17 protein-coding genes are annotated in these 26,325 nt (G+C 58.6%); 9 read left to right on the top strand and 8 right to left on the bottom strand.

The features are described 5' to 3' along the window. Window positions 1-12: 12 nt before the first annotated feature. Both MUN82_RS11305 and MUN82_RS11300 read right to left on the bottom strand, forming a co-directional pair. Window positions 13-1,662 carry an amidohydrolase gene (locus tag MUN82_RS11305; protein ID WP_245090216.1) on the bottom strand — a complete coding sequence of 550 codons (1,650 nt, stop codon included), beginning with the start codon at window positions 1,660-1,662 and terminating at the stop codon, window positions 13-15. Between the two features lie 226 nt (window positions 1,663-1,888). Continuing rightward, on the bottom strand, window positions 1,889-2,662 hold the full coding sequence (locus MUN82_RS11300; protein WP_245090214.1) for an AMP nucleosidase: 774 nt from the start codon (window positions 2,660-2,662) through the stop codon (window positions 1,889-1,891). Between the two features lie 262 nt (window positions 2,663-2,924). Here MUN82_RS11300 and MUN82_RS11295 point away from each other — a divergent pair, with 262 nt between their 5' ends. The 6 genes from MUN82_RS11295 to MUN82_RS11270 all read left to right on the top strand — a co-directional run bounded on the left by MUN82_RS11295 (window position 2,925) and on the right by MUN82_RS11270 (window position 10,347). Next, the gene (locus MUN82_RS11295) at window positions 2,925-3,377 is read left to right on the top strand and encodes a type I restriction enzyme HsdR N-terminal domain-containing protein (protein WP_245090211.1); all 453 of its coding nucleotides are present in this window, start codon (window positions 2,925-2,927) and stop codon (window positions 3,375-3,377) included. Between the two features lie 165 nt (window positions 3,378-3,542). Next, window positions 3,543-3,878 (top strand): hypothetical protein, encoded by a 336-nt coding sequence (locus tag MUN82_RS11290; protein ID WP_245090209.1) that lies wholly within the window; start codon window positions 3,543-3,545, stop codon window positions 3,876-3,878. Between the two features lie 325 nt (window positions 3,879-4,203). Further along, window positions 4,204-6,630 (top strand): TonB-dependent receptor, encoded by a 2,427-nt coding sequence (locus MUN82_RS11285; RefSeq protein WP_245090207.1) that lies wholly within the window; start codon window positions 4,204-4,206, stop codon window positions 6,628-6,630. 200 nt (window positions 6,631-6,830) lie between these two features. Continuing rightward, window positions 6,831-7,538 (top strand): ABC transporter ATP-binding protein, encoded by a 708-nt coding sequence (locus tag MUN82_RS11280; protein WP_311136397.1) that lies wholly within the window; start codon window positions 6,831-6,833, stop codon window positions 7,536-7,538. 3 nt (window positions 7,539-7,541) lie between these two features. Further along, window positions 7,542-8,960, top strand: coding sequence for an ABC transporter permease (locus MUN82_RS11275; RefSeq protein ID WP_245090205.1), 1,419 nt, complete (start codon window positions 7,542-7,544; stop codon window positions 8,958-8,960). A 4-nt stretch (window positions 8,961-8,964) separates the two neighbouring features. Then, on the top strand, window positions 8,965-10,347 hold the full coding sequence (locus tag MUN82_RS11270) for an ABC transporter permease (RefSeq protein ID WP_245090203.1): 1,383 nt from the start codon (window positions 8,965-8,967) through the stop codon (window positions 10,345-10,347). Between the two features lie 97 nt (window positions 10,348-10,444). Here MUN82_RS11270 and MUN82_RS11265 read toward each other — a convergent pair whose 3' ends face one another. Continuing rightward, the gene (locus tag MUN82_RS11265; protein ID WP_245090201.1) at window positions 10,445-10,957 is read right to left on the bottom strand and encodes a hypothetical protein; all 513 of its coding nucleotides are present in this window, start codon (window positions 10,955-10,957) and stop codon (window positions 10,445-10,447) included. Window positions 10,958-11,527: 570 nt separating this feature from the next. Here MUN82_RS11265 and MUN82_RS11260 point away from each other — a divergent pair. After that, the gene (locus tag MUN82_RS11260; protein ID WP_245090199.1) at window positions 11,528-12,862 is read left to right on the top strand and encodes a DNA/RNA non-specific endonuclease; all 1,335 of its coding nucleotides are present in this window, start codon (window positions 11,528-11,530) and stop codon (window positions 12,860-12,862) included. Window positions 12,863-12,904: 42 nt separating this feature from the next. Further along, window positions 12,905-17,971: a cellulose binding domain-containing protein gene (locus MUN82_RS11255; RefSeq protein WP_245090196.1), complete on the top strand. Its 5,067-nt coding sequence runs from the start codon at window positions 12,905-12,907 to the stop codon at window positions 17,969-17,971. 163 nt (window positions 17,972-18,134) lie between these two features. Here MUN82_RS11255 and MUN82_RS11250 read toward each other — a convergent pair whose 3' ends face one another. The 4 genes from MUN82_RS11250 to MUN82_RS11235 form a co-directional block, all read right to left on the bottom strand. After that, window positions 18,135-20,045: an LTA synthase family protein gene (locus MUN82_RS11250; protein WP_245090193.1), complete on the bottom strand. Its 1,911-nt coding sequence runs from the start codon at window positions 20,043-20,045 to the stop codon at window positions 18,135-18,137. A gap of 8 nt (window positions 20,046-20,053) precedes the next feature. Further along, complete coding sequence (locus tag MUN82_RS11245; RefSeq protein WP_245090190.1) at window positions 20,054-20,659, bottom strand: SMI1/KNR4 family protein; 606 nt, start codon at window positions 20,657-20,659, stop codon at window positions 20,054-20,056. 152 nt (window positions 20,660-20,811) lie between these two features. After that, window positions 20,812-21,948, bottom strand: a complete 1,137-nt coding sequence (gene ald, locus MUN82_RS11240; protein ID WP_245090187.1) for an alanine dehydrogenase — start codon at window positions 21,946-21,948, stop codon at window positions 20,812-20,814. A 157-nt stretch (window positions 21,949-22,105) separates the two neighbouring features. After that, the gene (locus MUN82_RS11235; RefSeq protein ID WP_245090184.1) at window positions 22,106-22,894 is read right to left on the bottom strand and encodes a DUF1573 domain-containing protein; all 789 of its coding nucleotides are present in this window, start codon (window positions 22,892-22,894) and stop codon (window positions 22,106-22,108) included. 246 nt (window positions 22,895-23,140) lie between these two features. Here MUN82_RS11235 and MUN82_RS11230 point away from each other — a divergent pair, with 246 nt between their 5' ends. Next, window positions 23,141-25,561, top strand: coding sequence for an alpha-ketoacid dehydrogenase subunit alpha/beta (locus tag MUN82_RS11230; RefSeq protein WP_245090182.1), 2,421 nt, complete (start codon window positions 23,141-23,143; stop codon window positions 25,559-25,561). 159 nt (window positions 25,562-25,720) lie between these two features. On the opposite strand, the gene MUN82_RS11225 is transcribed toward MUN82_RS11230, so the two are convergent. Beyond that, window positions 25,721-26,257: a hypothetical protein gene (locus MUN82_RS11225; RefSeq protein ID WP_245090179.1), complete on the bottom strand. Its 537-nt coding sequence runs from the start codon at window positions 26,255-26,257 to the stop codon at window positions 25,721-25,723. Window positions 26,258-26,325 lie beyond the last annotated feature (68 nt).

Here is a 26,325-nt window from a genome sequence, read left to right as displayed (position 1 = left end):
AAGTAGAGCCACTTATTTTTTCATTGAAAACACTTTCTCCCCGGCAATCCAGGTTTGCTGCACTTTGGCGCCGCGCAATTTCTCGGTGGGGGCTTGCAGCAAATCGGTGTTTAGCACCACAAAATCGGCGACCATGCCGGGCTTGATCTGGCCTTTTTGCTTGTCCTCGAAAGCAGCGTGGGCGGCCCAGGTGGTCATGCCGCGCAGGGCATCGGGGCGGCTTAGGGCGTTGCTCATCTGGAAGCCGCCAGTGGGGTAGTTCTTCGCATCCTGCCGGGCTACGGCCGCATGAAAGCCGTAGAGCGGGTTGATGTCCTCTACCGGAAAATCGCTGCCCAGCGCTACCTGGCCGTATTGCTTCAGCAAATCCTGGTAGGCATAGGCGGTTTCGAGGCGCTGCTGGCCCAGTCGCTCGCCGGCCCAATACATATCGGAGGTGGCGTGGGTAGGCTGCACGGAGGGCACAATATGGTACTGACCAAACTTCGGAATATCGGCTCGGCTTACCACCTGAGCGTGCTCAATGCGCCAGCGCCGGTCGGTTTGGCCCTGGAGGGCAGCGCCATAAATATCTAGCAGCAGGCGGTTGCTGGAGTCGCCGATGGCGTGGGTGTTCATCTGAAACTTGGTAGCAGCCAGTTCTTTCGCCAGGTCGCGGTAGTACTCAGGGTGTTGGAGCAGAAAGCCGGTTTCCTCAGGGTGGTCGGTGTAGGGCGCCAGCAGACTAGCCCCGCGCGAGCCCAGCGCCCCATCGGCGTATACCTTGAAGGAGCAGATAGTCAGGCGGTCTTGAAATACCGGGCCTTTGGGCAAGTAGTAGGCCTTGTTTTCGGGGGTAGGGTTGAGCATGGCGTAGAGGCGCAGCTTCAGCTTACCTAGCTTTTGCAAGGCCGCCATGCGCTCAATGTCCTGGCGGTCGAGGCCGGCGTCGGCGAGGCTGGTGAGGCCCACGGCCACGCAGTTTTCCTGGGCTTGCAGCAATGCTTCCTCGGCCTCGTTAGGGGTAGGGTCCGAAATGCGAGCCGATACCAGTTTCACGGCGTTATCTACCAGCAAGCCCGTGAGCTTGCCCTGCCTATCGCGACCAATCACGCCGCCGCTGATAGGCGTGTTGGGCGTGATGCCGGCCAGGTTCAGTGCCGCTTGGTTGGCCAGGGCAGCGTGCCCATCCACACGGGTGATAAACACGGGCGTGCTGGGAAACAGCGCATCCAGGGTGTCTTTGGTGGGGAACTGCTTAGTAGGCCAATCGTTCTGGTCCCAGCCACGGCCCGTGAGCCAAGTGGCATCGGACTGCTGCTGATGATGCTTCGTCAGGCGGCCGACCACTTCGGCCCACGAGTTAGTGCCTACCAAGTCGGCCGAGCGCAGGCCCAGGGCGTAGCGGTAGAAGTGGCAGTGTGCATCGTAGAAACCAGGGTAGATAAACTGGCCATCGGCATCTACCTCTTTCTTCGCCTGATACTTTGCACGCAAATCATTGGTCGTGCCCACCGCCACAAATTTGCCATCTCGCACCACAAACGCTTGGGCTTTGCTGAAGGCAGAGTCGACCGTGTATACGCTGGCGTTGTACACCAGCAGATCGGCTTGCTGGCGGGTGGTAGACTGGCAACCCAGGAACGGAAGCAGGAAGAGAAGCGGTAGTAGGCGTCGGGTCATAGAGGTAGGTAGAAAAGGAATCGAAAGGTACAATGCCTATTTGTCATCACTACCTTATCTGTCATCCTGAGCTTGCGAAGGGTCTTTGTACGTGCCAGCGACAGAAGTAACAACGTCTTGTTCTTGCGTGAGAAGGTCCTTCGCAAGCTCAGGATGACAGATAACTGTGATTCACAAAAAAAGCCCTGCCGGGTGGGGCAGGGCCGAAAGCGCAGAGCAGGATTCCCTACTCGAAGCGCATGTGCTTCACCGATTCGCCGGAGTTGCGCAGTTCCAGCAGCGACTCAATGCCGATTTGTAGGTGCGTAGTCACGAAATCAGCGGTTACTTTCTTGTCGCTTTCCGAGGTTTTCACGCCGTCGGGCGTCATGGGGTTGTCGCTCACCAGTAGCAGCGCGCCGTGTGGAATCTCGTTTACGAAGCCCACCGTGAAGATGGTGGCCGTTTCCATATCCACCGCCATGGCCCGAATCTGGCGCAGGTAGTCTTTAAAGGCCGTGTCGTGCTCCCACACGCGGCGGTTAGTGGTGTACACGGTGCCGGTCCAGTAGTCCTTCTCGTACTTCTTGATCATCGACGACACCGCGCGCTGCAACCGGAAGGAGGGTAGGGCGGGAATCTCGGCGGGCAAGTAGTCGTCGGAAGTACCCTCGCCCCGAATGGCCGCGATGGGTAGGATCAGGTCACCGAGCTTGGTTTTGCTTTTCAAACCGCCGCACTTGCCGAGGAACAAGGCTGCTTTTGGCTTCACGGCTGAGAGCAAATCCATTACGGTAGCCGCCATCGGCGAGCCCATCCCGAAGTTGATGATGGTGATACCGTCGGCGGTGGCCGTTTGCATGGGTTTGTCGAGACCCTGCACCTCTACCCCAAACTGCTCGGCAAACATGTGCACGTAGTTTAGGAAGTTGGTGAGTAGGATGTACTGTCCAAAGTCCTTCAGGGGTACGCCCGTGTAGCGCGGTAGCCAGTTTTCTACAATGTCAGCTTTTGTTTTCATAAGATGATTTTATGTTTAAGTTATTGATTGATAGTTTTTAAACTCAGTGGTAGGCTTCGACTACACTCAGCATACCGCCCTTGTTTATTCCATAGATGCAGGGTGTGGCGAAGTGGCTGGCTGTGAAAACAACCATTCAAGCATATAGCCATACAACCATGTGTCCGGGTACAAAAAAGCCGTCGGTTCCTGAAAAGTCAGGATACGACGGCACGGAGCGAAAAAGCGGGAACCGAAGTTCTGGGCCGTACCTTTGGAGGTGATGCAAGCCTTAAACCTGCCGCCTTTCGACTACAAAGTTACAAATTCAGGCGGAAATATCCTAATCTGGGACGTGCTACGCCGCAAGCACGTAGTCCTAACGCCCGAGGAATGGGTGCGCCAGCACGTAGTGCACTATCTCACCGGTCACCTGGGCTACCCGCTGGGCCTGCTCTCCCTAGAGCGGGGCCACGCCTACAATCAGCGCCGCAAGCGCACCGACCTCTGCGCCTACGACGCTCACGGCCGGCCGCTGCTATTGGTAGAATGCAAAGCGCCCTCCGTGCCCATCACAGCGGCTGTAGCCATGCAGGCTGCTACCTACAACCAAACCATTGGGGCACCGCTGCTGCTACTCACCAATGGCTTGGAGCACTACTGCTGGCGCGTCGACTTTGAAAACCGTACCAACAAGCGGCTGAGTGAGGTGCCACCGTACGGGACGGTAGGGTAGGAGCATCGAGTTCGAAGGCTAACGCAAAGAAAGAGGGGATGTGTGCACAGAGATAGAGAGGAAATAATTTATGTCGCAACACAGTTGCATTAGTAAAACCCTGCCTACCTTTGCGTTTCACCTAGCCTTTGTGCGTTGCTTTTAGTACGAGCTTGCCGTCATCAATTGGTAGCCTGGTGGCTGCTGCTGTTGCTCGGGCGTATCCTGACGCCGGAGTCGGCTATGCTGAGCTTGCACGCGCACGGGCATACCAAGCATACCACCGTTGGGCCTACCCAAACGCCGGCAAGCCAGGGCAGCAACAAAGCTTTGCTCACACCTCAGCACCAGCATTGCGCGGTAGAGCAATTTTATGATACGCCCTTCCAGTTCGCGGCGGCGCTAACTATGCCAGCGCCTTGGCATGTGCTGCTCTACCCTCGCTACCAGCCTCAGACCGTTGTGCATCGGGTAAGCTATAGCTGGTATTGCCCGGCCCTACGCGGCCCACCTGTAGGGTAGCCTTTCCACAGCACTTTTCTGTTGAGCGCACTGCTTTCGTTGCGAAGCGCTTTGTAGCCGCTGCGTTGGTCGCAGCATTATTTGTCGGTTGCAACATAGCTACACCGTGCCGTGGGCCAGCAGCCTATGCCATATGGTACGCGTGGTGTGCACCGTCCGTAGTTTGCCTATAGTGGCTGCCAGCCGTGCGCTTTGGTAAAGCCTTCACACGCTAGCTGTTGCCTGATTTCGCAACGCCTGCAAACCACCCCATTCTTCGTTCCCCTCCAACCGCCACCCTCACGTGGCTAACCTGGGCGTACGCCACAGGTTTTTCAGCACCCTCATGCGACACCTTTTATTCGCCTTTTTTTGGCTGATGCCGTTGTTTTCCTTTGCCCAGCAAGGGCAGATTACGGGCCGTATCCTCAACAACGATGGCCGCCCTCTCGAGGGGGTATCGGTGGTAGAAACCACCGGACGCTTTGCCGCTCTTACCGATGCGCAGGGCCGCTTTATGCTCGATCAGCTCCCATTGGAGCAAATTACGCTGGTTACGCGCAGCCTCAATTTCAGCGAGGCACGCCGCACGGTGCTGCTCACGGCTGAGGCACCCCAGGCTACCGTGGAGATACGGCTAACGGCCAGCTCCAACGCTTTGCAGGAAGTGGAAGTGCTGGGCCGCAAGGAGACTACCTACAAAAGCGACTACAGCTTTGTGGGCACGCGTACAGCCACGGCACTCATCGACGTGCCGCAGTCCATTAGCACCGTGACCAAAGAGCTGATGGAGGACCGGCAGGTGTTCCGCCTTACGGATGTGGTGCGCAACGTAGCCGGTGTGGCGCAATACTCGCACTACGACGACTTTACCGTACGAGGCTTCCGCAATGGCTACGAAAGCGGCTTTCGGCTGCTGAACGGGCTGCGCTCGGGATTCAGCTACGGCAACTCCTTCACGCAGGCGCCGCTCACAGTAAACCTGGAGCGGATAGAGGTGCTGAAAGGCCCCGGCGCGGCCCTATTTGGCGATATCAACCCCGGTGGCACTATCAACATGGTAACCAAGAAGCCGCTGGCCGAAGCGCGCAAGGCCGTCACGTTTTCTACGGGTAGCTTCAATACTACCCGCGCCACGGCCGACTTCACGGGCCCACTCAACGAGCAGAAAAACGTGCTTTACCGCTTCAACGCAGGCTACGAAAAGACCAACACCTTCCGCGACGTGAACGACACCAAATCGTTGATGATTGCGCCTACGGTGACCTTCCTGGTATCGGACAAAACCACGTTGAACGCCGAGCTGGTGTACACCCACATCGACGGCTACCTTGACCGGGGCCTACCCATCCGGGCCAACGACTTGTATGCGACATCGCGTTCTTTAACGTTGAGCCAGCCCAGCGACTACTTCCGCACCAACACCTACTACTTGAACGCCTCGCTCACGCACAAATTCACGGACTGGCTGACGCTGAGCGCGTCCTACCTCGATTTTACCTATAACGAGAACCTGAGCGAGCACCGCACCCTAAACAGCTTCGCCGACGCGCCCGCTAACACTGTCGTGAACCTGCGCTACTTCGACCGCCGCGCCGAGGAATACACCAAAAACCTTTCAACCTACTTCTCGCTGAACCGCAACACCGGCCCAATTGCTCATAAAGTAGTAGTCGGGGCCGATTATATCCGCTTCAACACCGACAAGCAGAGCACCATGTTTGAGGCCCGGCAAAAGCTGGTGAACGGCGTAGCCACTCCGCTGACCTTCGATTTGAAGAACCCGCTGTACGAAATTCAAGACCCAACAAAATACATCCGCCGGCCCTTGCCGCAGTTCTTTGTCGATTACATCAACTCGGTGTACCATACGGTGGGTATCTATGCGCAGGACCAGTTGGAAGTGACGCCGCGCCTGGGCGTGCTGCTGGGTGTGCGCTACGAGCTGTTCGCCGACGAGCGCGACTACGGCGACGGTTCTACCACCATTCCGCAGCGCCGCTTGCTACCCCGCGCCGGCCTTACGTACTCCCTGCTCGACAACCTGAACTACTTCGCCAGCTACAGCTCGGGTTTCCGGCCGCTTAAGCCCGAGTATATCCGCTTTCCGGAGCGCTACGGCCGTACTTCGGCTTTTAGCCCCGAAACTAGCTACCAGCTTGAAACTGGCTTGAAGGGTGAGTTCTTCGATAAGGCGCTGTTTGGAACGGTGGCGGTATATCAGATTGAGAAGCGTAACCAACTGGTAGCCACTAACGGCCTCACGGCCGAGGGCGGGCAGGTGTACCGCCAAAACGGTATAGCCCGCTCGCGCGGCGCGGAGGTAGAGCTAACCGGCAACATCCTGCCGAACTTCAGTCTGAACCTGAATTACGCCTTCAACCACACGGAAGTGCTGGATGCTGATTTGCTGGCCGAAGACGGTCAGCCGCTCGCCAATGCACCCAAGCACATGGGCGGCTTGTGGGCCAAGTATGTTTTCACTACGCCAACCTTGCGCGGCTTCGGGATAGGGGTAGGGGGCAACTACGTAGGCAACCGCCGCAGCGAAAATCAGGTGGAAGCAGTAGGCACCGGCGCGAAATACTGGGCACACTGGCCCAGCTACACCGTGGCCGATGTGGCACTGTTCTACACCATCAACCGCTTCAACTTCCACGTCAACCTCAACAACGTGTTTGACAAGTACTACTTCGTGGGTGGCTACGACTTTTTCCGCGCCAGCCCCGGTGCTCCCCGCAATTTCATGGCCACGCTGGGGTATACTTTTTAGAAGCTAAAAGTTGAGAAGTCAGAAGCTAGAACTAGCTCCCCTCCTTTTTTAAGGAGGGGGTAGGGGATGGTAAAACCCATTGAACGACAACTAAAAACTAGCTCTAGCATCGTCCAGACGACCTTTACCGCCCCCGACCCCTCCTTAAAAAAGGAGGGGAGCTAGTTCTAGCTTCTAGCTCTAAAACATAAACCAACCTTATGACCTACATCCTCGAAGCCAAAGACCTGCGCAAGCAATACCCCGATAAGCTGGCGTTGCGCGGACTGAATCTACAGATTGAAGCGGGCGAAGTGTTCTGTCTGCTGGGCCAGAATGGCGCTGGCAAGAGCACGACCATCAACCTGTTTCTGGGGTTCATTGAGCCTACGGCCGGGGCGGCCTACCTCAACGGGCTGGAGGTGGCGGCCAACCCGCTCAAAATCAAGCAATACTTAGCGTACATTCCTGAGAATGTGATGCTCTACCCACACCTCACGGGGCTAGAGAATCTGTCGCTGTTCAGCAGCTTAGCGGGTTTTTCTTACAAGGAAAGCGAGTTGCTGGCCTACCTGGCCCAGGCCGGGCTGCCGGCCGAGGCCGTGCAACGCCGCGTGGGCACCTACTCCAAAGGCATGCGCCAGAAGGTAGGCATTGCCATTGCCGTGGCCAAGCACGCCAAGGTGCTGCTGCTCGATGAGCCGACCTCTGGCCTCGACCCTAAAGCCAGCAACGAGTTTTCGGAGCTGTTGCGCCAGTTGAGCCAGCAAGGCACGGCCGTGTTTATGGCCACTCACGACATCTTCCGGGCCAAGGAGGTAGGCACACGGGTAGGCATTATGCGCGAGGGCGAGCTAGTAGATGTGCGCCCCACCGCCACGCTGAATGCCAACGAGCTGGAGCAGCTTTACCTCACCTATATGCAATAGCCCATGATACAGAGCATTGCCCAAAAAGAATTCGTGAGTACCCTGCGCGACCGGCGCTTTGTGGTGCTGAGCGTGTTGCTGCTGGCGCTGCTGCTGGCGGCCACGCTGGTAGGACGGGCCAGTTACCGCACCTTGCAACAGGAACGCATGGTAGCCCAGCAAACCGTCAACGACCAGTTTCACCACCAGCCCAACCGCCACCCGCACCGGGTAGCACACTACGGCTCGTTTGCCTTCCGGCCGCGTTCGGGTCTGAGCTTTTTGGATGCGGGGCTGGACTCATTCACCGGCGCGTCGGTGTACTTGGAGGCCCACCAGCAGAACAGCGTCAACTTCAGTCAGGCTCAGCAGTCGGGTTCGCTCATTCGGTTTGGGGAGCTGACGGTGGCGTTTGTGCTGCAAGTGCTGGTACCGTTGCTCATTATTTTTCTGTGTTTCAGCGCTTTCACAGAGGAGCACGAAACCGGCACGCTCAAGTTACTTGTAAGTCAGGGCGTGCCGCTGCGGCGAGTGGCGTGGGGGAAGATTGCGGGCTATGGCCGCGCTGTGGTGCTGGTGGTAGGGCCAGCATTGGCGCTGGCCGCGTGGCTGTTGTTTGGAGAAGAAACGTTTGTCCACAACGCCGATGTGTGGGTGCGGCTGGCCCTTTTTGTGGTGAGCTACGCGGTGTATTTCTTCCTGTGGATAGTAGGCGCAGTGGTGGTGTCGGCGCGGCAGCGGCACGGACGCTCGGCGCTGGTGCTGCTGCTGGGCTGCTGGATGCTGGGCTGCATCATCCTACCCAAGGCCACGGCCAACTTGGGTGCTACCCTGTTCCCCACCGTCACCAAAGCCCAAATGGACGCCGACGTGCACGAAGCGGCGCAAAAGGGCATCAACGGCCACGACCCGCAGGACCAACGCACGGCCGCCCTCAAAGCCAACCTGCTGAAACAGTACGGCGTCGATTCTGAAGAAAAACTACCCGTGAGTGTGGGCGGTCTGGCAATGGCCGAGAGCGAGGCTTATACCAGCAAGGTATACCAACAGCACTTCGCCGACCTTACCGGCACCTACGAGCGCCAAAACGCCATTTCCAACTGGGTTGGGCTGCTAAACCCTTACCAGGCCATCCGGCCGCTGTCGATGGGCCTAGCCGGCTCCGATTTTGCCCATTATGTGCACTTCCAGCAGGCCGCCGAGGACTACCGCTATCAGCTAGTGCAACGCCTCAACGGCTTGCAGGCCAGCATGGGCTACGGCGACAAAGAGCGCAAGCTAGATGCTGCTACCTGGCAGGCCATTCCCACCTTCGCCTACCAGGCGCCGCCTGTGGGCTGGGCGCTAGGCTACCTGTTGCTGCCCGCGCTGGCCTTGCTGCTGTGGGCTGTGGGGCTGAGCTGGCTTGGCCTGAAAGTAATTGACAAAACTCCTGTGGTATAGGCTGATGAAGATTTTTTGGATTTTAGTACAGTACGAATGGCGGCACTTCAGGGCCGCCAAAGGCCTTGTGGTCCTCACGGGCTTGGTGCTGCTGGTGGGGCTCTACGGCATCTACTACGGCACCACCGAAATAAACCGGCAGCGCCAGCACTTGGCCGAGCTGCCTACCCTGGCCCGCCACAACGTGGAGGAGTTGAAAGCCAAGTTCCCGGAACCCGAAGACGCCGGCAACATTGGCTACTATCACACCACCTTCGCCGTGCACCACCCGCTACCTTGGGCGAGCCTCTCGTTGGGTCAGCGCGACGTGAACCCCTCCTACGTGAAGCTGCGGCTGCTGGGCCTGCAAGGCCAGCTCTACGCCGCCGAAAACGTAAATCCCACCAAAATGCTCAGCGGTAACTTCGACTTGGCCTTTGTGCTGGTCTATTTATTTCCGCTGCTGATTATTGCCTTGTGTTTTAATCTGTTGTCGAGCGAGCGGGAGCAGGGAATTCTGCCGTTGCTACTGGCGCAGCCAGTGTCGGCTGGCGTGGTGGTAGGGGCCAAGCTCACGTTTCGGCTTGGGCTGGTGCTTGGGCTGGCGTGGTTGCTGTCGGCGGTGGCAATGGGGTGGGCGCAGGTGCCGCTCGATGCTCGGGTAGGGCTGTGGCTGGCTTTGGTGACGCTGTACTGCCTGTTCTGGTTTGGGGTAGCGCTGGTGGTCACGGCGTGGCAGCGGCCGTCGGCTTTCAATGCGGTGGCGATGGTGGGGCTATGGCTTCTGCTATTGGTGCTGGTACCCGGTCTGCTGAACGTGTACGTAGCTGCGAAGCGCCCCGTACCCCAGGGTATCGAGCTAACGGTGAAGCAGCGCGAGGAAATCCACGGCGGCTGGGACAAGCCCAAGGCCGAAACCATGAACCGCTTTTTTGCGCTCTACCCCCAGTGGCGCGATACAACGACCATCAAGGAGCGCTTCGTGTGGCGCTGGTACTACGCCTTCCAGCACCTCGGCGACCAATCGGTGCAGCCCCTGGCTGCTGCCTATACCTCTGGTCTGCGCCAGCGCTACGAGTTGGTAGAACAACTTAACTGGCTGTCACCGGCTGTCAATGTACAAACCAGCCTCAACGCCCTGGCTGGCTCCGACCTGCCTACCCACCTGGCCTTTCAGCAGAGTGTGGTGCGCTACCACGATGCATTGCGGGCCTACTACTACCCCTTCCTGTTCAACAAAACGCCCTTCACCCACGCCGACTACGCCGGCGAGCCTATTCATACCTTCACCAGCACCTCCGAAACCCCCACGGCTGTGCAAGGATTGTGGAAGCTGCTCATCAGCACAATAGTGGTAGGAAGCATTGGGTGGTGGCTGCTCCGGGCGCGGCCAGTGGCACTGCGCTAATCCGCTGGTCGGCCTGACGCAGACGCTGGACCGGTCAACGCACAAGCGGATCAAAGGCAGTGCTTTTTTCTCCTGACTTGGCAGAAATTGGTCCGCATCAGACACTAGGAGTTGATACTTTGGGGCTAGTATAATCGATTGAAATAAAATGATTTACTGTTTGCATGAGGCGTTCGGGCTGCTGCGTGCCAAGTAAAAACTTCTCTCCGTTCTTTTTATGAATTAATAAGCCGGTGTTGCCTTTTGCATTGTATACCATGCCGTAGGTTGGGGAGGCTCTGATGCCGTATCCTACAAACCGGTAGCGGACAACCTCAGCCTCTCGAATGTCATCCCAAATCAGCTGCGTACTAGTCAGTGGTGCGTAGTGCAGCCGGATTCCTTGCGCATTGACGGTGGTGGTGAGGGTGAGAGAGTAAAAAAAGGCAACAATAGCTAGAGGGAAGATGGCGGATACTAGCAACCCCGTATTCGACATAGGATGGTTGCCAAAAGGATGGCCCAGAATAATTTGTTGCGTAATGCCCCAAACCCAAATTCCAACAACCCCCGCTAATAGGAGCCACAACCACCACTGAGTCATTTTTTGCGTCTCTTTGAACTCTAGCATCCTGTAGGAAGTCTGCGTGAGAATGTATTCTAATGTATCGTTTTTCTTTAATCAATACAGCGTATGTGGCATTTCCGCACAGTATGACGGTGCAAACACTAGAATCAACTCCCATATCAAAAACCTGGTGGGCGATACAAACAGGATGGAATCCGTAGGGTAATAGCTTTTTAGGGGAAAGCGAGGAAATAGAGTAGGCCTATCGGCGTTTAGTTGAAAGGGAGAGGTAGAGTGCAATTTATCTTGTCAGGTGGAAGCGGAGGTATAAGCGAGATTAGTAAAATAATTAATTAGTAAGAAAATGCGTGAATGGATGCTTTATGATGTTATAGGATATAAGTAATATGAAATTTATTAGCGTGCCATCTAAAGTGAACCAGTTAAAAAGGAACAGCTGATAAGCTATTATTGAAGTAGGTTGTATAAATATTATTATATAAGTAATCATTTGTACATAATTTCAATATTTAACAATTTGGTGATGATAGGATCCTACTGCGCATCGTAGCTTTGTGCGCTGTATTGTGCCCCTACCAGTAGGAGGCTGTTTTGGACCCTTTTATCTACTTCATGCCAACACTTTTACGCTGGGGAAACCGCCTTTCGAGGCTGCTCCTCTTGTCTTACTTTGCCCTACCCACATCGCATGTGCTGGGGCAAACCACGCCCGCACCCACGGGCGCGACGCAAGAAACCTTCGATACGGGCACGAAACCCGCGTACCTAGCCGGAGAAGTAACATTTCCCTCGGGTGCCTGGCTGCTCACCGATGCTGTAACGGGAACCTCTGAGGCCGACCATAAAAATGGCGCGCAGGCCATCCGCCTGCAACAGGCCGGGCGCCTCACCATGCAGTTTTTCCTGTCCAACGGGGCCGCTACCGTTACGGTGCAACACGCGCTCTACGGTACCGATGCCAGCAGCAGCTGGGAACTGTGGGCCCAGCCCCAAACCGCCTGCAACTGCGACAAGTGGACCAAGGTAGGCGGCACGGTATTCACCACCACTAGCACCTTACAGGCCGCGGCGTTTACGGTGAATATTCCGGGCGCGGTTAAGTTTGAGATTCGCAAAACCTCGGGCGGCGCGGCGCGGCTAAACATCGACGATTTTGCGGTGACGCCCTTCGGCGTTACGGCGCCGTCGGAAGACAACTCGCACCTGGCGCTGGGTAACCCCAGCGGGGCCACGGCCGACCCCAGCTACCCCAATAACTACCTGCTCGACAAGCCACAGTACGCCGTGTCGTATAGCCGCGACCGGGGCACGCCCAACTGGGTGAGCTGGCACCTCGATGCCTCAGACCGCGGTAGTGTGGGTCGGCAGGATAACTTCCGCAACGACACTAGCCTGCCCGATGGCTGGTACCAGGTGCAGTCGAGCAGCTACACGGGCTCGGGTTTTGACCGAGGCCACAACTGCCCTTCGGCCGACCGCACTTCGACGCGCGAAAACAACTCGGCCACGTTCCTGATGACAAACATGATTCCGCAGGCGCCCAACAACAACCAGAAAACATGGGCCAACCTGGAGAATTATACTCGCACGTTTTTGCCTGATAACGAGGTGTATGTGATAATGGGCAGCTACGGGGTAGGCGGCACGGGCAGCAACGGTGGCGTTACGAATACCGTCGACCAGGGTCGCGTGACGGTGCCTAACCGCGTGTGGAAGGTGATTGTGATTTTGCCAGTGGGCGATAACGACGTGGCTCGCATCACGGCCGCTACCCGCATCATTGCCATCGATACGCCCAATACCAACTCCATCAGCGAGCAGTGGGGCGACTACCGCACGTCCGTGGATGCCATTGAGGCCGCCACGGGCTTGGATCTGCTCTCAGCCCTACCCCTGGAGGTGCAGGCCGTGGTGGAAGCGAAAGTAGACAACGGCCCCACCAACTAATCCTCTATTTCTTACGATTTGTTGCGGCCCGGCCGCTTTTCTATGGATACACGTTTTACCCTTTCCTCTTTTCGGCGACCTGCGCAGCACCTGCTGGGGCGCCTCCGCACGCTGGTGGCGGCCACAGCGCTGGGCAGCCTAGCTCTGCCGGCGCAGGCCCAGCTGCCTCTCGCCGGTACCGCTACCACGGTTGATTTCAACAGCCTGGGCACCACGGCGGCTGGCGTGCTACCGGCTGGCTTCACATTCTCGGCCGAAGCTGCGCCTACCTACACCAGCGCCAACAACTACACGGCCTTCACGCAGGCCGCCAACGGCAACAACTTCACTTCGGGCGGAACTTACAATTTCGGGGCAGCAGCTTCGTCGTCGGACCGCGCCATTGGCTTCTTGGCCAGTGGCACCTACACGGCGCCGCGCCACGTGCTGCTGGCCGTGCAAAATACGTCTGGTACCACCATTCAGGATCTGGGGGTAGAGTTTGCGGTGGAGAAATACCGCACCAACACTCGCGCATTTGAGTGGCAGTTTTTTGTAAGTGCTGATGGCGTGACCTGGGAAGCGCAATCCGCCACTGTGAGCCTGCCGGCCGGCACCAACGCCTACCACTACCCACCTGTTTCGGAAACTAAGCAGCTGACGCTCACGGGCCTCAACCTGCCCGCCAACGCTACCTACTACCTGCGCTGGACCTACCTGGGGGTAGGGGGTAGCTCCAATGCCCAAGGTATTGGTCTGGATGATTTGGTACTGACGCCTACCCTGGCTGGCGGTACTACCCCTACACCCACAGCTAGCATCAGCACCACGCCTTCGGCCTATGCTGGGTCCTACTGCCTGACCGCCAGCGCCAGCAGCGCCGCGTTTGAGGTGCCTTTCACCGCTACGGGCACGTTCAGTGGCTCGTTTAAGGCGCAGCTGTCGAATGCCAATGGCGTATTCCCGACGAATACCACTGCCAACATCATCGGCACGGGTAGCAGCTCGCCCATCTCGGCGGTGCTGCCAGCCGGCACGCCTAGCGGCACCGGCTACCGCATTCGGGTGGTGAGCGACGCTCCGGCTACGCTCGGCACCAACAACGGCACCGACCTGACGGTGACCCTGGCCCCGGCTACCAACACTGTAACAGTAACGCCCGCAGGCAGCCAAACGCTGGCTACTACGGGCACCGGTACGCTGCTGACGGCCACGGCTGCTGCGCCTTCTACCGTCAACTGGCTGTACGGCACCAGCCCAGCCGGTCCGTTCACGCCTCTTGGCGATGCCACCACGGCTACCTACCGCGTAAGCGGCTCCGATTTCCCTGGCGCGGGCACCTATTATATAGTGGCCCAGGCCACTACCGACTGCGGCAATGTAACCGGCACTAGCGCCCCCATCACCATCACCTTAACAGCCCCACAGCCCCAGCTAACCGTGTCGGCTACTACCCTAACCGATTTCGGCAGCGTGGTAGCGGGCGGCGCTTCGGCGGGCCAGTCGTTTACGGTGAGTGGCAGTGGCCTCACGAGTCCCATCCTGCTCACGCCCCCGGCGGGCGTTGAGATTCGCACGGGTAGCAATCCATTTGCTTGCTGCACCATTTCGCTGGCTCCTGCCGGTGGCACGGTGGGCAATACCACCATTGATGTGCGTTTTGCCCCCACGGCGGCGCAAGCGTATCAGACCTCTATCCCCGTAACCAGCACTGGCCAGCCGGCACAGGCCGTGGCAATAAGCGGCACCGGCACGGCGCCTGTATACCCGGCCACGCTGAGCACCACGGCCGTAGCGGCCATCACGACTACCACTGCCACTACTGGCGGCACCATCGCCAACGACGGCGGCAGCTCCGTAACGGCCCGTGGTGTGGTGTGGGGTACGGAGGTGAACCCTACCCTGGGCACCAACAGCACAGTGGACAGCACCGAAGCCAGCACCTTCACAAGCGTGCTCCGCGACCTGCTGCCTGGCACTACCTACTACGTGCGCGCCTATGCCACTACGGCTGTGAGCACAGCCTACGGCGAGGAGTTTGCCTTCACAACTGCCGCCGTAGCACTGGCTACCGAGCCTACCACGCAGCCCACGCTCGTGGCCACGCAGGTAACCAGCACCTCGGTGCAGCTGCGCCTAACGGGCGGCAATGGTGCCAAGCGCCTAGTGCTGGTGCGCCAGGGTAGCACTGTAGATGCGCTGCCCACCGATGCTACCACCTACACCGCCAATGCGGCCTTTGGGCAGGGTAGCCAGGTAGGCACCGGCAACTACGTAGTATATAGCGGCAACGCCGATAGCGTGCTAGTAACCGGCCTGCGCCCGGCCACGTCGTACGCGTTTGCCGCCGTAGCATTCAACGACAATGGCACGCCCTTCGCCGAAAACTACCTGACCACTGCACCCGCTACCTTGGAGCAAACCACACCGGCCGCTCCGGCGCAGCTGTTGCTGGTAGAAAACTTTGAATACCCAGTCGGTACGCTGCTGACCGCCAACAACTGGACGGCCCACAGCGGTGCAGGCTCCCGCTCCCTCACCGTGGTGACGCCCAGCCTGAGCTACCCCGGCTACGACGCCAGCAACATCGGCAACGCCACGGCCCTGACGGGCAGCGGCGAGGATGTGAATCGGCAGTTTGCGCCGGTGTATGCCCGCACGCCGGTGTACGCGTCGTTCTTGGTGAACGTGAGCAACGCCACTACAACCGGTGACTATTTCCTGCACCTGGGTCCCGCTAACTTAGGCTCTGCCTTCCGGCCGCGGGTGTTTGTGCGCCGGTCGGGTACGGGCAAGCTACAGTTCGGCATCAGCGGCAGCGGCGCGCCTACCTATACCACTACGGAGTATGAGCTGAACACGACCTACCAGCTGGTGGTGAAATACATGTTCGATGAAAGCGGCAATGTGAGCCAGCTGTTCATCAATCCGGCTGCCGACGCCGAGCCGGCCACTGCCAACATTAGTGTCAGCGAAGCCGGTACTTCCTCACCGTCTGATATTGGCACGCTGGCCCTACGCCAGGGTTCCAGCTCGCCAGCACTGGTCATCGACGGCATCCGGGTGGGAACTACCTACCGCACCGTGCAGACGGGTACTACCTGCGAAACGCCGCAGCCGACCTTTGCGGCTACCACTGTGTGCGTGGGCACGGCCACGGCCTTCACCAGCACTTCCACAGTAGTAGAAGACAACGCCACCTTTGCCTGGGATGTGGATGGCGACGGCAAAACCGACTATACCACCAAAGGGGCTTTCACGCACACCTATGCCGCGGCCGGCACCTACCAGACTACGCTGACGATTACGCAGGGCACGTGCACTAACACCTACACGCAGGCCGTAACGGTGCGTGCTCTACCCACGGCTACCCTTGCCGGCACTGCCACCGTATGCGCAGGCGAGTCGACCACGCTGACCGTGCACCTGACCGGCGCAGCACCCTGGACCGTAAGCTACCAGCCCGAGGGCGGCAGCGCCACTACCCTGACTGTAACGGCCGACCAGGTGAATGCCGAAGGCAACTACCTGCTGACGGTGCAACCCGCCGCTACCACCACCTACCGCCTCACGGCCGTATCAGATGCTAATTGCACCGGCCTCACGCCCACGGGTACTGCTACCGTTATTGTGAATACGCCGCCCGTCGTAACCGTGCCTACCGTGGCCCCTGTATCGGCGGCCTATGGCCAGACGGGTGCCTCTGTAGCATTTGCGGCTACGGCCACGGGTAGTCCTGCTCCAGTGCTGACTTATAGCATTGTGCGCAACGGCACCGCAACGGCCATTACCTCACCTTACACCTTCCCCGTAGGCACTACTACCGTAACGGCTACAGCCACCAACAGCTGCGGAACGGTGAGCGAGACGTTTGCCGTAACGGTGCAGGCCACGGCCGCTAGTCTGAGCGTGCTGCACCTGGATGCCGACCGCCAGCTTACCAACAACGCCATCAAGCCCTACCTGCAACTGCGTAATGAAAGCAGCACGGCCATTCCCTACCAGCAACTCACGGTGCGCTACTGGCTGACGGCGGAAAACTACGCCGCCATGCAAGGTGCTGTAGATTACGCTCAGCTGGGCACTGGCAGTGTACAGTTGCGTTACGTACCGCTCACCGAGCCGCGTCAGGGTGCGTTTGGCTACATGGAGTATAGCTTCTCGGCTGCGGCGGGCAACCTGGCGGCCGGTGCCAGCTCCGGCCCCATTCAGGCCCGCTTCTACAAGCAGGACTGGACTAACTTTAACGAAGCCGATGATTATTCCTACGCCAACAACAGCGCTTATACCAAGAATGCACGCATCACGGTGTACCGCAATGGGCAGTTGGTAGGGGGCGTGGAGCCGGCTCCGGTAGCTGCTACCCGCAACCTGCGTGTGTACGTGCAAAACACGTCGTCTTCGACTACCACAAACACCATCAGCACGACCCTGCAAGTGCGCAACGAGGGCAATACCCCCGCCGCCTACCAGGACTTGACGGTGCGCTACTGGCTGAGCCCCGAGGGCACGGCTGCCCTGCTCTCAGCCGTAGACTATGCCCAACTAGGCAACAACAACGTGCGGCTTGTGACGGGCCGTTCGGGCACCCAAACCTATGCTGAAGTGCGCTTCAGCGCGGCGCTGGGCACGTTTGCGCCGCTCAGCAGCACCGGTAACATTCAGTACCGCCTATACAAACAGGATTGGTCGGCTTTCCAGCACACCAACGACTACTCCTACCAGGCTAAAGGCAACGCCATACTGGAAAATGCCCGCGTGACGGTGTACCTGCAAGGCCAACTGGTATACGGCACCGAGCCAGCCGGCGCCCTGGCTGCCTCGGCTACCAGCACTGCACTAACAGTGGCTGAAGAGGGTAGTGCAAGCGCCGCCGTGGCACTGCGCAGCTACCCCAACCCCTTCTCTGATGAAACGCAGCTGACCTTCACGCTGGATCAGGACCAGGCCTATACGCTGGCCATCTACGACGTGAGTGGCCGCCTAGTGCAGCAACTACCCACTGGCAAAGCCAATGCAGGCCAACCAGTGCACGTAACTTGGCAACCTGCTGGCCTACCCGCCGGCGTCTACCTGGCCCGCCTGACCACCGCCAACGGTGTGCAGCAAGTGAAGCTCGTACGTCGCTAAGCGCATCTGCCTGTATAGACAGGCAAAAAGCCCCCACCGGCGTAAGCTGGTGGGGGCTTTTCTTTATATCACACTAGATAAAACCTTGTCGGCTGGCTCCTCCTCTCCTTTTTCGGAAAGGGGGCCAAGGGGTGAGGCGCCCAGTCAGAACGACTTCTAGCTATTACTTATACAACGTATTATCTACCAAGCCATTCACGTAAAACTGCACGCACGCTTTTAATTCATCCCCATACTGCCGTAGCTTCTGCGGGTCGGGATTCGCTAGGGGCGTGGCTGGGATGAAGTGGGTACGGTAAGGATAGAGGCGCACCTGGTTATCGGTGGTTAGCTCGGTCACAAAATCAGTGTGAACCAAGAAGTAGCTGCCACCGCTCAGGAACATGGCGCGGCCTGTAGTGCCTTGGTCGAATACGGAGTAGCCGAAGGGCAGGAGTGGGGCGCTAGCGCCGCGTTGCAGATAGTCGAGCACGGTGACGGGCACGTCGGCTTGCTGGGTGATGCGGTGTACGTCGGCCGGGGGTAGGGCGTGGCTGGGATGGAACAGCAGCAGCGGCGTTTTGTAGGCGCCCAGCGTATTGCGGTAGCCTGGCCGGTCCGATTGGGAAGTGTGGTCGGCTAGCAGCACAAACAGCGTATTGCGGTACCACGGCTGCCGGGCCGCCGTTTTGAAGAACTGCCGTAGCGCGAAATCGGTGTAGGCAATGGTGCGATGAATAGGCAAAGTGCCTTTCGGAAAACGCTTCTCATACCCCGCTGGCAGCCCAAACGGCTCGTGCGAGCTGAGCGTGAACAGCAAGCTGAAAAACGGCTGCCGTTGCTGCCCTAGTTGCCGGGCAAAATACTGCAGGTAGGGCTCATCAAAAATACCCCAATGGCCGTCGAAATTGGGGCTTTGGGTGGCGCCGGGGTATTCTTCCAGTCCTAAATAGCGTTGCATACCGGCGGCCCCGGCAAACGTGTTGAAGCCCATGGTGCCATTCTGGGCGCCATGGTACATGCTGGTGCTATAGCCCTGCCGCGCCAGGATTTCGCCCAGGCCATGCATCTCATCCGTCTGGAAGTTGGAGGTAATAAACGGGCTTTCCAGGAGCGACGGCAGCCCCGCCAGCGTGGCCGGTAAGGCCTCAATAGAGCGTCGGCCATTAGCGTAATGCTCCCGAAAAAACAGCCCCTGCGTGGCCAGCGAATCGAAAAATGGCGTGTAGCCGCGGCCGTTGTTTTCGGCCCCCACATACTCTGAGGCAAAGCTCTCTAGCAAGAGTACCACCACGTTGTCGGGGCGTGGGGGGAGGGTAGGGGCCGGCAGGGACCGTGCCGCCAGCGCCTGCCGTAGCGCAGCATCGGAGGCGAAGTACTGCCGATGGTCGATGCTCTGATAGCCCAGGCTTTTGATGAAGGTGAAGGTGCTGTTGAGTGCTAAGTGGCCCAGCACGGCTGGCTGCTGCACAAAGGCCGCGCCGGTGCGCAGCGGCTTTAGCTGTAACCCACCCCGGATGCCCAGCACTACCAACCCGGCCAGCAGCACCAGCTGTGCCGCCCAGCTGCCATAGTGGGCAGCTGGGCGCCGAGTACGCCCACGCGTCCGCTCATCCTGCACGGCGCGCTGAGTAGGCAGCGGGTACAGCCACCACAGCAAGGCCAGCAGTGCCAGCAGCGGCAGCAGCAAATACCAATACTGCCCCACCAACTGCCCCGCTTGCCGGCGCACGTCGTCACCAATGGTGGTTAGCTCGTTGGAAGTACGCCGACCAATAAACTTAAAATACTCAGCGTCAATGATATTAAGCGCAATGCCCAGCGTGTTCAGCACCACGAATAGTACGCGCAGCAGCCTTTGCCACCCGCGCCCATACGCCGGCACTGCCGATAGCACCACCCACGGCAGGTTCAGCAAGAGCAGCGCCGCTATATCGAACCGGAAGCCGTGCCAGAAGGCCAGCAGCACCTGTCCGGTCGTGGCCTCCTCAAACGTGGTGTGGTTGGCCCAGTAAAAGCCCAGGCGCAGCAGCAGATACACCGCCAGCAGCAGCGAAAATCGGCGCAGCAACAGCCGGAAGGCAAGCATAGGCATAGGCGCGGCTATTGGTCAGAGGAAGGCGAAATGCGCAGGGCCTGCCCATCGGGGAGGTTGCGGATCTGGCGGTAGAAGTCAGCCAGAAACGCTAGGCGCTCAGCGGTGGGCTGGGGGCGTAGCGTGCGTTGCTGGTTGGGCGCCTCCACGCACTGCGGCGGCTGTATGCTCAGCAGCTCGCCGGGGCGCAGGTGCCCGCCGCCTTTCAGGTAGGAAATCAATAGTTCAAGCCCCAGCGCCTGCTGCGGAAACTTCTCTACGCCCGCAATAAACTTCTCGAAGTCAACCTGGAGGTAGGCAATTTCGCCAGTTTCAGCGTCCAGAAACACCACTTCTTCGCCACGCAGCAGGAACTGGTTGCCGGCGTAATCCTCGGCAAACGGTATATCGGTGGGACGCACTTTCTGGTAGCGAGCCGATAACGCAGTTTCGCCTTCCCAGGCATGGCGTAGCGAGTGCCACGCAGGCGCTTGGCAGCAGCCGCGCAGGTGCAGGCCGCCCTGATAGGCCAGCAGGCCGTTGCACTGCAACAGGTAGTTCTGCAACGCCAGGGGTAGGCGGGCAAACGTAGCGGCGTCCGACACCGGCTCGCCTTGGTAAATAACTCCTTTCATGTTGAAAGACAAGCAAAAGAGAACGTCATTTCGACCAGCGGGAGAAATCTTGCGTGCTCCGGTGATTACCACCTGGCGTCAGCACGCGAGATTTCTCCCGCTGTTCGAAATGACGTTCTAGTATTCAATAATGCTACTATGTCAAAAGCAGCTTACGCAACGGGCGTCGGCATAGGCTTCAGCACCGATTCAACGCTGGCCAGGGGTAGGCCCCAAGCATCGGCTACGCCTTTGTATACCACTTCGCCATTCACCACGTTCAGACCTTTCTGCAGGTCTTCGTTGAGCAAACAAGCCACGCGCCAGCCCTGGTTCGCCAGCTTCACGGCGTAGGGTAGGGTAGCGTTGGTGAGGGCTAGGGTAGAGGTGTAGGGCACTGCGCCAGGCATGTTGGCCACGCAGTAGTGCACCACCTCATCAATAATGAAGGTAGGGTCTTCGTGCGTAGTGGGGCGGCAGGTTTCGATGCAGCCACCTTGGTCCACAGCCACGTCGACGAGTACGGTGCCGGGCTTCATGTCCTTCAGCATGTCGCGGGTGATGAGGTGGGGTGCTTTGGCACCCGGAATTAGCACAGCGCCCACAATGAGGTCAGCGGTTTTGATAGCCTCGCGGATGTTGTACTCGTTCGAGTACACCGTCGACACGTTTTTGGGCATGATGTCATCCAGCTCACGCAGACGGTTCAGGCTGATGTCCATGATGGTCACCTGCGCGCCCAAACCAGCGGCAATCTTAGCTGCTTGCGTACCCACAATGCCACCGCCCAATACTAGCACGTGCGCGGGCTTCACGCCGGGCACGCCGCCCAGCAGGATACCGCGGCCTTTCAGCGGCTTCTCCAAGTACTTGGCGCCTTCCTGGGGGGCCATGCGGCCAGCCACCTCGCTCATCGGAATCAGCAGGGGTAGGGCGCGCGAGGGCAACTCCACAGTTTCGTAGGCCAAGCACACGGCTTTACGCTCCAGCATAGCATGGGTCAGCTCCTCGCTGCTGGCAAAGTGGAAGTAGGTGAACAGCAATTGACCTTCCTTGATCAGCGCATACTCTTGCTGAATCGGCTCCTTCACCTTGATAATCATTTCGGCCGTGGCGTACACGTCCTCAATGGTTGGGAGTAGTTCGGCGCCTGCCTGCTGGTACTCGGCGTCCTGAAAGCCGCTGCCCAGACCAGCCGTGGCCTGCACGTACACCGTATGGCCGTGCTTGCGCAACTCGGCAACGCCGGCGGGCGTCAGACCCACGCGGTTTTCATTGTTTTTAATCTCTTTCGGAACGCCGATTAACATGGCAGAAAAGAAAAAATAAGAGAAATGGGAAATGGAAATGCAAATATACAGCAGTGGTGAAGTTGTGAAGGGTGACGTTCTATATAAAGCGGCCTGTGCACTACTCGGCACTCACTTCATTAGAACGTCAAACTCATAGCTTGCCCTCTAAACATCACTACTTAAACGGAACGCTCACGTCGCTTTCTTTCACTAGGCTGGCAGCGTTCAGACTTTTCACTACCTCGGCTTTCAGCGTCAGCTTCAGGTCGCTACGTGGGTCGTTGCTGGTGAGGGTGGCTTCGTCAACCATCGCGCCAAGCTTGCGCTGGGTGTAGATGATGTCTAGGGTGCCGCTTTGGCCGGGCTTGATAGGACCCGGTGGCGTTTTGAACCCAATGCAGTAGCAGCCCGACGAAATACCACTGAACACAAGATCCTGCTTACCCGTGTTTTGCACCACGAAGCGGGCCACCGGCTGCTGGCCGGCCTCGATGCGGCCAAAGTTGTGCACCGGCTGGGCCACCACGGCCTTCGGCGCAGCCGCCAGTTCGGCCGGCGTAAGCGACTTGCGAATTTCTTCCTTGTTCAGCACCGTGCCTTTTATGGTGAGTACTGTGCTGGGCGCGTTGGTGTTGGTAGTAACAGTGATGGTCTTGTTGAATACGCCCGGCCGCCCGGCACTGCTATACATAGCCTTCACCACGCCCATCTTGCCGGGTAGGATGGGCGTGCGCGTCCACTCCGGCGTGGTGCAACCGCAGCTAGCTTGCACGTTGCCAATCACCACGGGTTGGTTGCCGGTGTTCTTGAACTTGAACTCGTGCGTGGCCACCGTGCCCTCGGGCACCTTCCCAAAATCATATAGTTCCTCCTGAAAGGTGATGATGCCCTGGGCGTGGACCGTCGTGGCGAGGCCAGCTAGGCACAGCAGCAAGCTGGCCACGAAGCGTAAAGGAACAGGCATAAGTAGCAGATAAGTGGTAAAAGAAAAATTCTCGCGGCGCAAAAGTCTCTCAGAGAGCGTAACTTAAACCGGCAGCAGTCAGTTCCGGCAAAGATACGTACTAGCTGACCGGCACAGCAACGAAACGGGCGGTAAGGGGGCGCATTCTCCTGCCCCGGCATTTTCCGTACTTTTGTGTGCCGCATTGGCCTACATCTACTCCCTCCTATATTCCCACCCGTACTTCTGTTCTTTTTCTGCTTTTCTATGTCTACTACTCCTGAAACTGCCGACCTGCTCACCGCAACTGCTCTGCGCCGGGAAGACTTGCTGCACGATTACCGCCTGGGGTGGGAAAGTCGACAGGCCTCGTTGGCTGGCCGCAAGGAAGTGTTTATGGGTAAAGCCAAGTTTGGCATTTTCGGGGATGGCAAGGAGCTGCCCCAGCTGGCCATGGCCCGTGCTTTCCGGCCCGGCGACTGGCGTGCCGGCTACTACCGCGACCAGACCTTTATGTTGGCCATCGGTGAGCTGACCTTGCAGCAATACTTTGCGCAGCTCTACGCCAACCCCGACGCGGAAGCCGACCCCGCTTCGGCCGGCCGCAGCATGGGCGGACACTTCGGCACCCGCCTGCTCGACGAGGATGGCCAGTTCCGGAACCTAGCGACCAGCAAAAACTCCTCAGCTGATATTTCGCCCACGGCAGGCCAGATGCCGCGTCTGGTAGGGCTGGCTTACGCTTCCAAGCTGTTTCGGCAGAACCCCGAGCTGCACCAGTTCACGGAGCTTTCCACCCAAGGCAACGAGGTAGCATTCGGTACCATCGGCAACGCGAGTACCTCCGAGGGGGTGTTTTTTGAGGCCATCAACGCGGCCGGTGTGTTGCAGATTCCTATGCTGATGTCGGTATGGGACGACCACTATGGTATTTCGGTGCCAGCCGAGTATCAGACCACCAAGCAAAGCATTTCGGCTATTTTGGCTGGCTTTCAGCGCGAAGGCGAGGGGCAGGACGGCTTCGAGATTTTTGTAGTGAAAGGCTGGGACTACCCCGCCCTTATTGACACCTACCAGCGCGCTGCCGAAGTGTGCCGCACCCAGCACGTGCCCGTGCTCATCCACGTAACGGAGGTGACGCAGCCCCAGGGCCACAGCACCAGCGGCTCGCACGAGCGGTACAAGAGCCGGGAGCGCCTGAGCTGGGAAGAAGAGCACGACTGCCTGCGCAAGATGCGCGAGTGGCTGCTGGTAGAAGGTCACGCCACCGTAGCCGAGCTGGACCGCATAGAAGCAGAAGCCAAAGAAACCGTGAAGCAGGCCCGTACTGCCTCCTGGAACGCCTTCTTCAGCCCCATCAAGCAGGAGCGCGATGAGGCAGTGAAGCTGCTTGATGCCCTGCTGCTTGAAACCAATACCGAAGACCAGTTGCGCGAACTGGTATCGGGGCTGCAATTCAACCCCGCGCCTATTCGGGCCGATATTATGCGTACGGTGCGCCGGGTGCTGCGCCAGGTGCGCGGCCAGCGCAGTGCCGCCCGCCGCGACCTGCTGAACTGGCTGGAGCAAGCCGAAGCCGACAACGCCGACCGCTACAACTCCTACCTGCACAGCCAGAGCGAGCATGCCACCACCAATATTGAAGAAGTGCCCGCCGAGTTTGCCCGCAACGCTCCGCCCGTAGACGGCCGCGAGGTGCTGCAGGCGTGTTTTGAGGCCAACTTTCGCCGCGACCCTACCATCTTCGCCATTGGCGAAGATGTAGGCCGCATCGGCGACGTAAACCAGGCCTTTGCGGGCTTGCAGGCCAAGTTTGGCGAGTTGCGCGTGACGGACACTGGCATTCGGGAGTGCACTATTGTGGGGCAGGGCATTGGTGCGGCCTTGCGCGGCCTACGGCCTATTGCCGAAGTGCAGTACCTCGACTATCTGCTCTACGCCATCCAGATTCTCTCCGACGACCTTGCCAGCCTGCAATACCGCACTAAGGGCGGGCAGAAAGCGCCCCTGATTGTACGCACGCGCGGACACCGGCTAGAAGGTATCTGGCACTCCGGCTCGCCTATTCAGATGGTGCTGGGTTCCATTCGCGGGATGAAGCTATTGGTGCCGCGCAACATGACGCAGGCGGCGGGCTTCTACAACACACTGCTACGCTCCGACGAGCCGGCTCTTGTGATTGAATGCCTGAACGGCTACCGCCTCAAAGAGCAGGTTCCAACTAACGTGGGTGAGTTTACCCTACCCCTGGGTGTGCCTGAGGTGCTGCGCGAAGGTATCGATGTGACGGTGGTGACTTATGGTTCCATGTGCCGCATTGTACTGGACGCAGCCCAGCAACTAGCCGAGGTAGGCATTTCGGTGGAGGTGATTGACGTGCAGACGTTGCTACCCTTCGACACCCAGCACATCATCGCCGACAGCCTGCGCAAAACCAGCCGCGTAGTGTTTGCCGACGAAGACGTACCCGGCGGTGCTACAGCCTACATGATGCAGCAGGTGCTGGACCAGCAGCAGGCCTACCGCCACCTCGATGCGCAGCCACGCTGCCTCTCGGCCCAGGCCCACCGCCCACCCTACGGCTCCGACGGCGACTACTTCAGCAAGCCCAACGCCGAAGACGTATTCGATACAGTATATGAGCTGCTGCACGAAACCAACCCCAAGCAGTTTCCGGCTATTTACTAGGGCAAAAGCACCGGCCCGGCTCTTATAGAGCCGGGCCGGTGCTTTCCTGTTCCATTTGCATCGCATAGGATAAAAAACAAACAGTCCGACACCAAAAGGCATCGGACTGGGAAAGACCAGCGGGAGTTTGCTGCTGGCCAGGCGTTGTACGAGTTACTTCTATTTTGCTGTAATTGGATCCGTCACCACCTCGTTGCTCATGTTCAGGGCGCGGTCTGCAATGGATACTTTGAAGCGGATTTTGGAACCGGTTGGGAAGGTGCTGTCGAAGACTTGCAGATCGAAATTCAGCGTACCGCGCTTCGGCTCTTTGCGGTCGTCGGAGGTGATGCGGGGAAAACGGCTGTCGTAAGGGAAAGCCAAGTTGTAGTCAACGTACGTATCGCCCCGTAAAATCTGGGGCTGGAAAAAGTAGTTGTTGTAAAACTTATTCTTAGTACCGTCGCTGTTCGTTTCACTATAAGGCGGACTGGTTTCCCCATTATTCAGACCCAGGTCGCCGTCGCCATCCCGAAAGGAAATCGTAACTCGCACGGCATCGTACGGCGTACCATTTTGCTCGGCCCGCGTGGCTGTAATGCTTTTAAACTCAATACTAGGCGTGTCCGGATAGTCGGGCGGGGTGAGGCACGACGACACGCCGGCACCAATCAGCAGGAAGGAAGCACCCAGTGCAAGCGTACGAGTAGTGAGCATAAAAGGCGATAAAGAAAGACCCGAAAAAGACGTTTCAGACGGCAACAAGGTACACATTTCCCAACGAA

The organism is Hymenobacter aerilatus, from assembly GCF_022921095.1.
GTDB classification, from domain to species: domain Bacteria; phylum Bacteroidota; class Bacteroidia; order Cytophagales; family Hymenobacteraceae; genus Hymenobacter; species Hymenobacter aerilatus.
The sequence above is the reverse complement of the archived record's forward strand: the minus strand, read 5'-3'. Positions and strand labels throughout refer to the sequence as shown.

Excerpts from the sequence above, each read along its gene's own strand:
- MUN82_RS11225 (WP_245090179.1), bottom strand. The coding sequence starts at position 26,257 with ATGCTCACTACTCGTACGCTTGCACTGGGTGCTTCCTTCCTGCTGATT.
- MUN82_RS11255 (WP_245090196.1), top strand. The coding sequence starts at position 12,905 with ATGGATACACGTTTTACCCTTTCCTCTTTTCGGCGACCTGCGCAGCAC.
- MUN82_RS11285 (WP_245090207.1), top strand. The coding sequence starts at position 4,204 with ATGCGACACCTTTTATTCGCCTTTTTTTGGCTGATGCCGTTGTTTTCC.
- ald (WP_245090187.1), bottom strand. The coding sequence starts at position 21,948 with ATGTTAATCGGCGTTCCGAAAGAGATTAAAAACAATGAAAACCGCGTG.
- MUN82_RS11260 (WP_245090199.1), top strand. The coding sequence starts at position 11,528 with ATGCCAACACTTTTACGCTGGGGAAACCGCCTTTCGAGGCTGCTCCTC.
- MUN82_RS11270 (WP_245090203.1), top strand. The coding sequence starts at position 8,965 with ATGAAGATTTTTTGGATTTTAGTACAGTACGAATGGCGGCACTTCAGG.
- MUN82_RS11235 (WP_245090184.1), bottom strand. The coding sequence starts at position 22,894 with ATGCCTGTTCCTTTACGCTTCGTGGCCAGCTTGCTGCTGTGCCTAGCT.
- MUN82_RS11230 (WP_245090182.1), top strand. The coding sequence starts at position 23,141 with ATGTCTACTACTCCTGAAACTGCCGACCTGCTCACCGCAACTGCTCTG.
- MUN82_RS11295 (WP_245090211.1), top strand. The coding sequence starts at position 2,925 with ATGCAAGCCTTAAACCTGCCGCCTTTCGACTACAAAGTTACAAATTCA.
- MUN82_RS11305 (WP_245090216.1), bottom strand. The coding sequence starts at position 1,662 with ATGACCCGACGCCTACTACCGCTTCTCTTCCTGCTTCCGTTCCTGGGT.
- MUN82_RS11265 (WP_245090201.1), bottom strand. The coding sequence starts at position 10,957 with ATGCTAGAGTTCAAAGAGACGCAAAAAATGACTCAGTGGTGGTTGTGG.
- MUN82_RS11300 (WP_245090214.1), bottom strand. The coding sequence starts at position 2,662 with ATGAAAACAAAAGCTGACATTGTAGAAAACTGGCTACCGCGCTACACG.
- MUN82_RS11250 (WP_245090193.1), bottom strand. The coding sequence starts at position 20,045 with ATGCCTATGCTTGCCTTCCGGCTGTTGCTGCGCCGATTTTCGCTGCTG.
- MUN82_RS11245 (WP_245090190.1), bottom strand. The coding sequence starts at position 20,659 with ATGAAAGGAGTTATTTACCAAGGCGAGCCGGTGTCGGACGCCGCTACG.
- MUN82_RS11275 (WP_245090205.1), top strand. The coding sequence starts at position 7,542 with ATGATACAGAGCATTGCCCAAAAAGAATTCGTGAGTACCCTGCGCGAC.
- MUN82_RS11280 (WP_311136397.1), top strand. The coding sequence starts at position 6,831 with ATGACCTACATCCTCGAAGCCAAAGACCTGCGCAAGCAATACCCCGAT.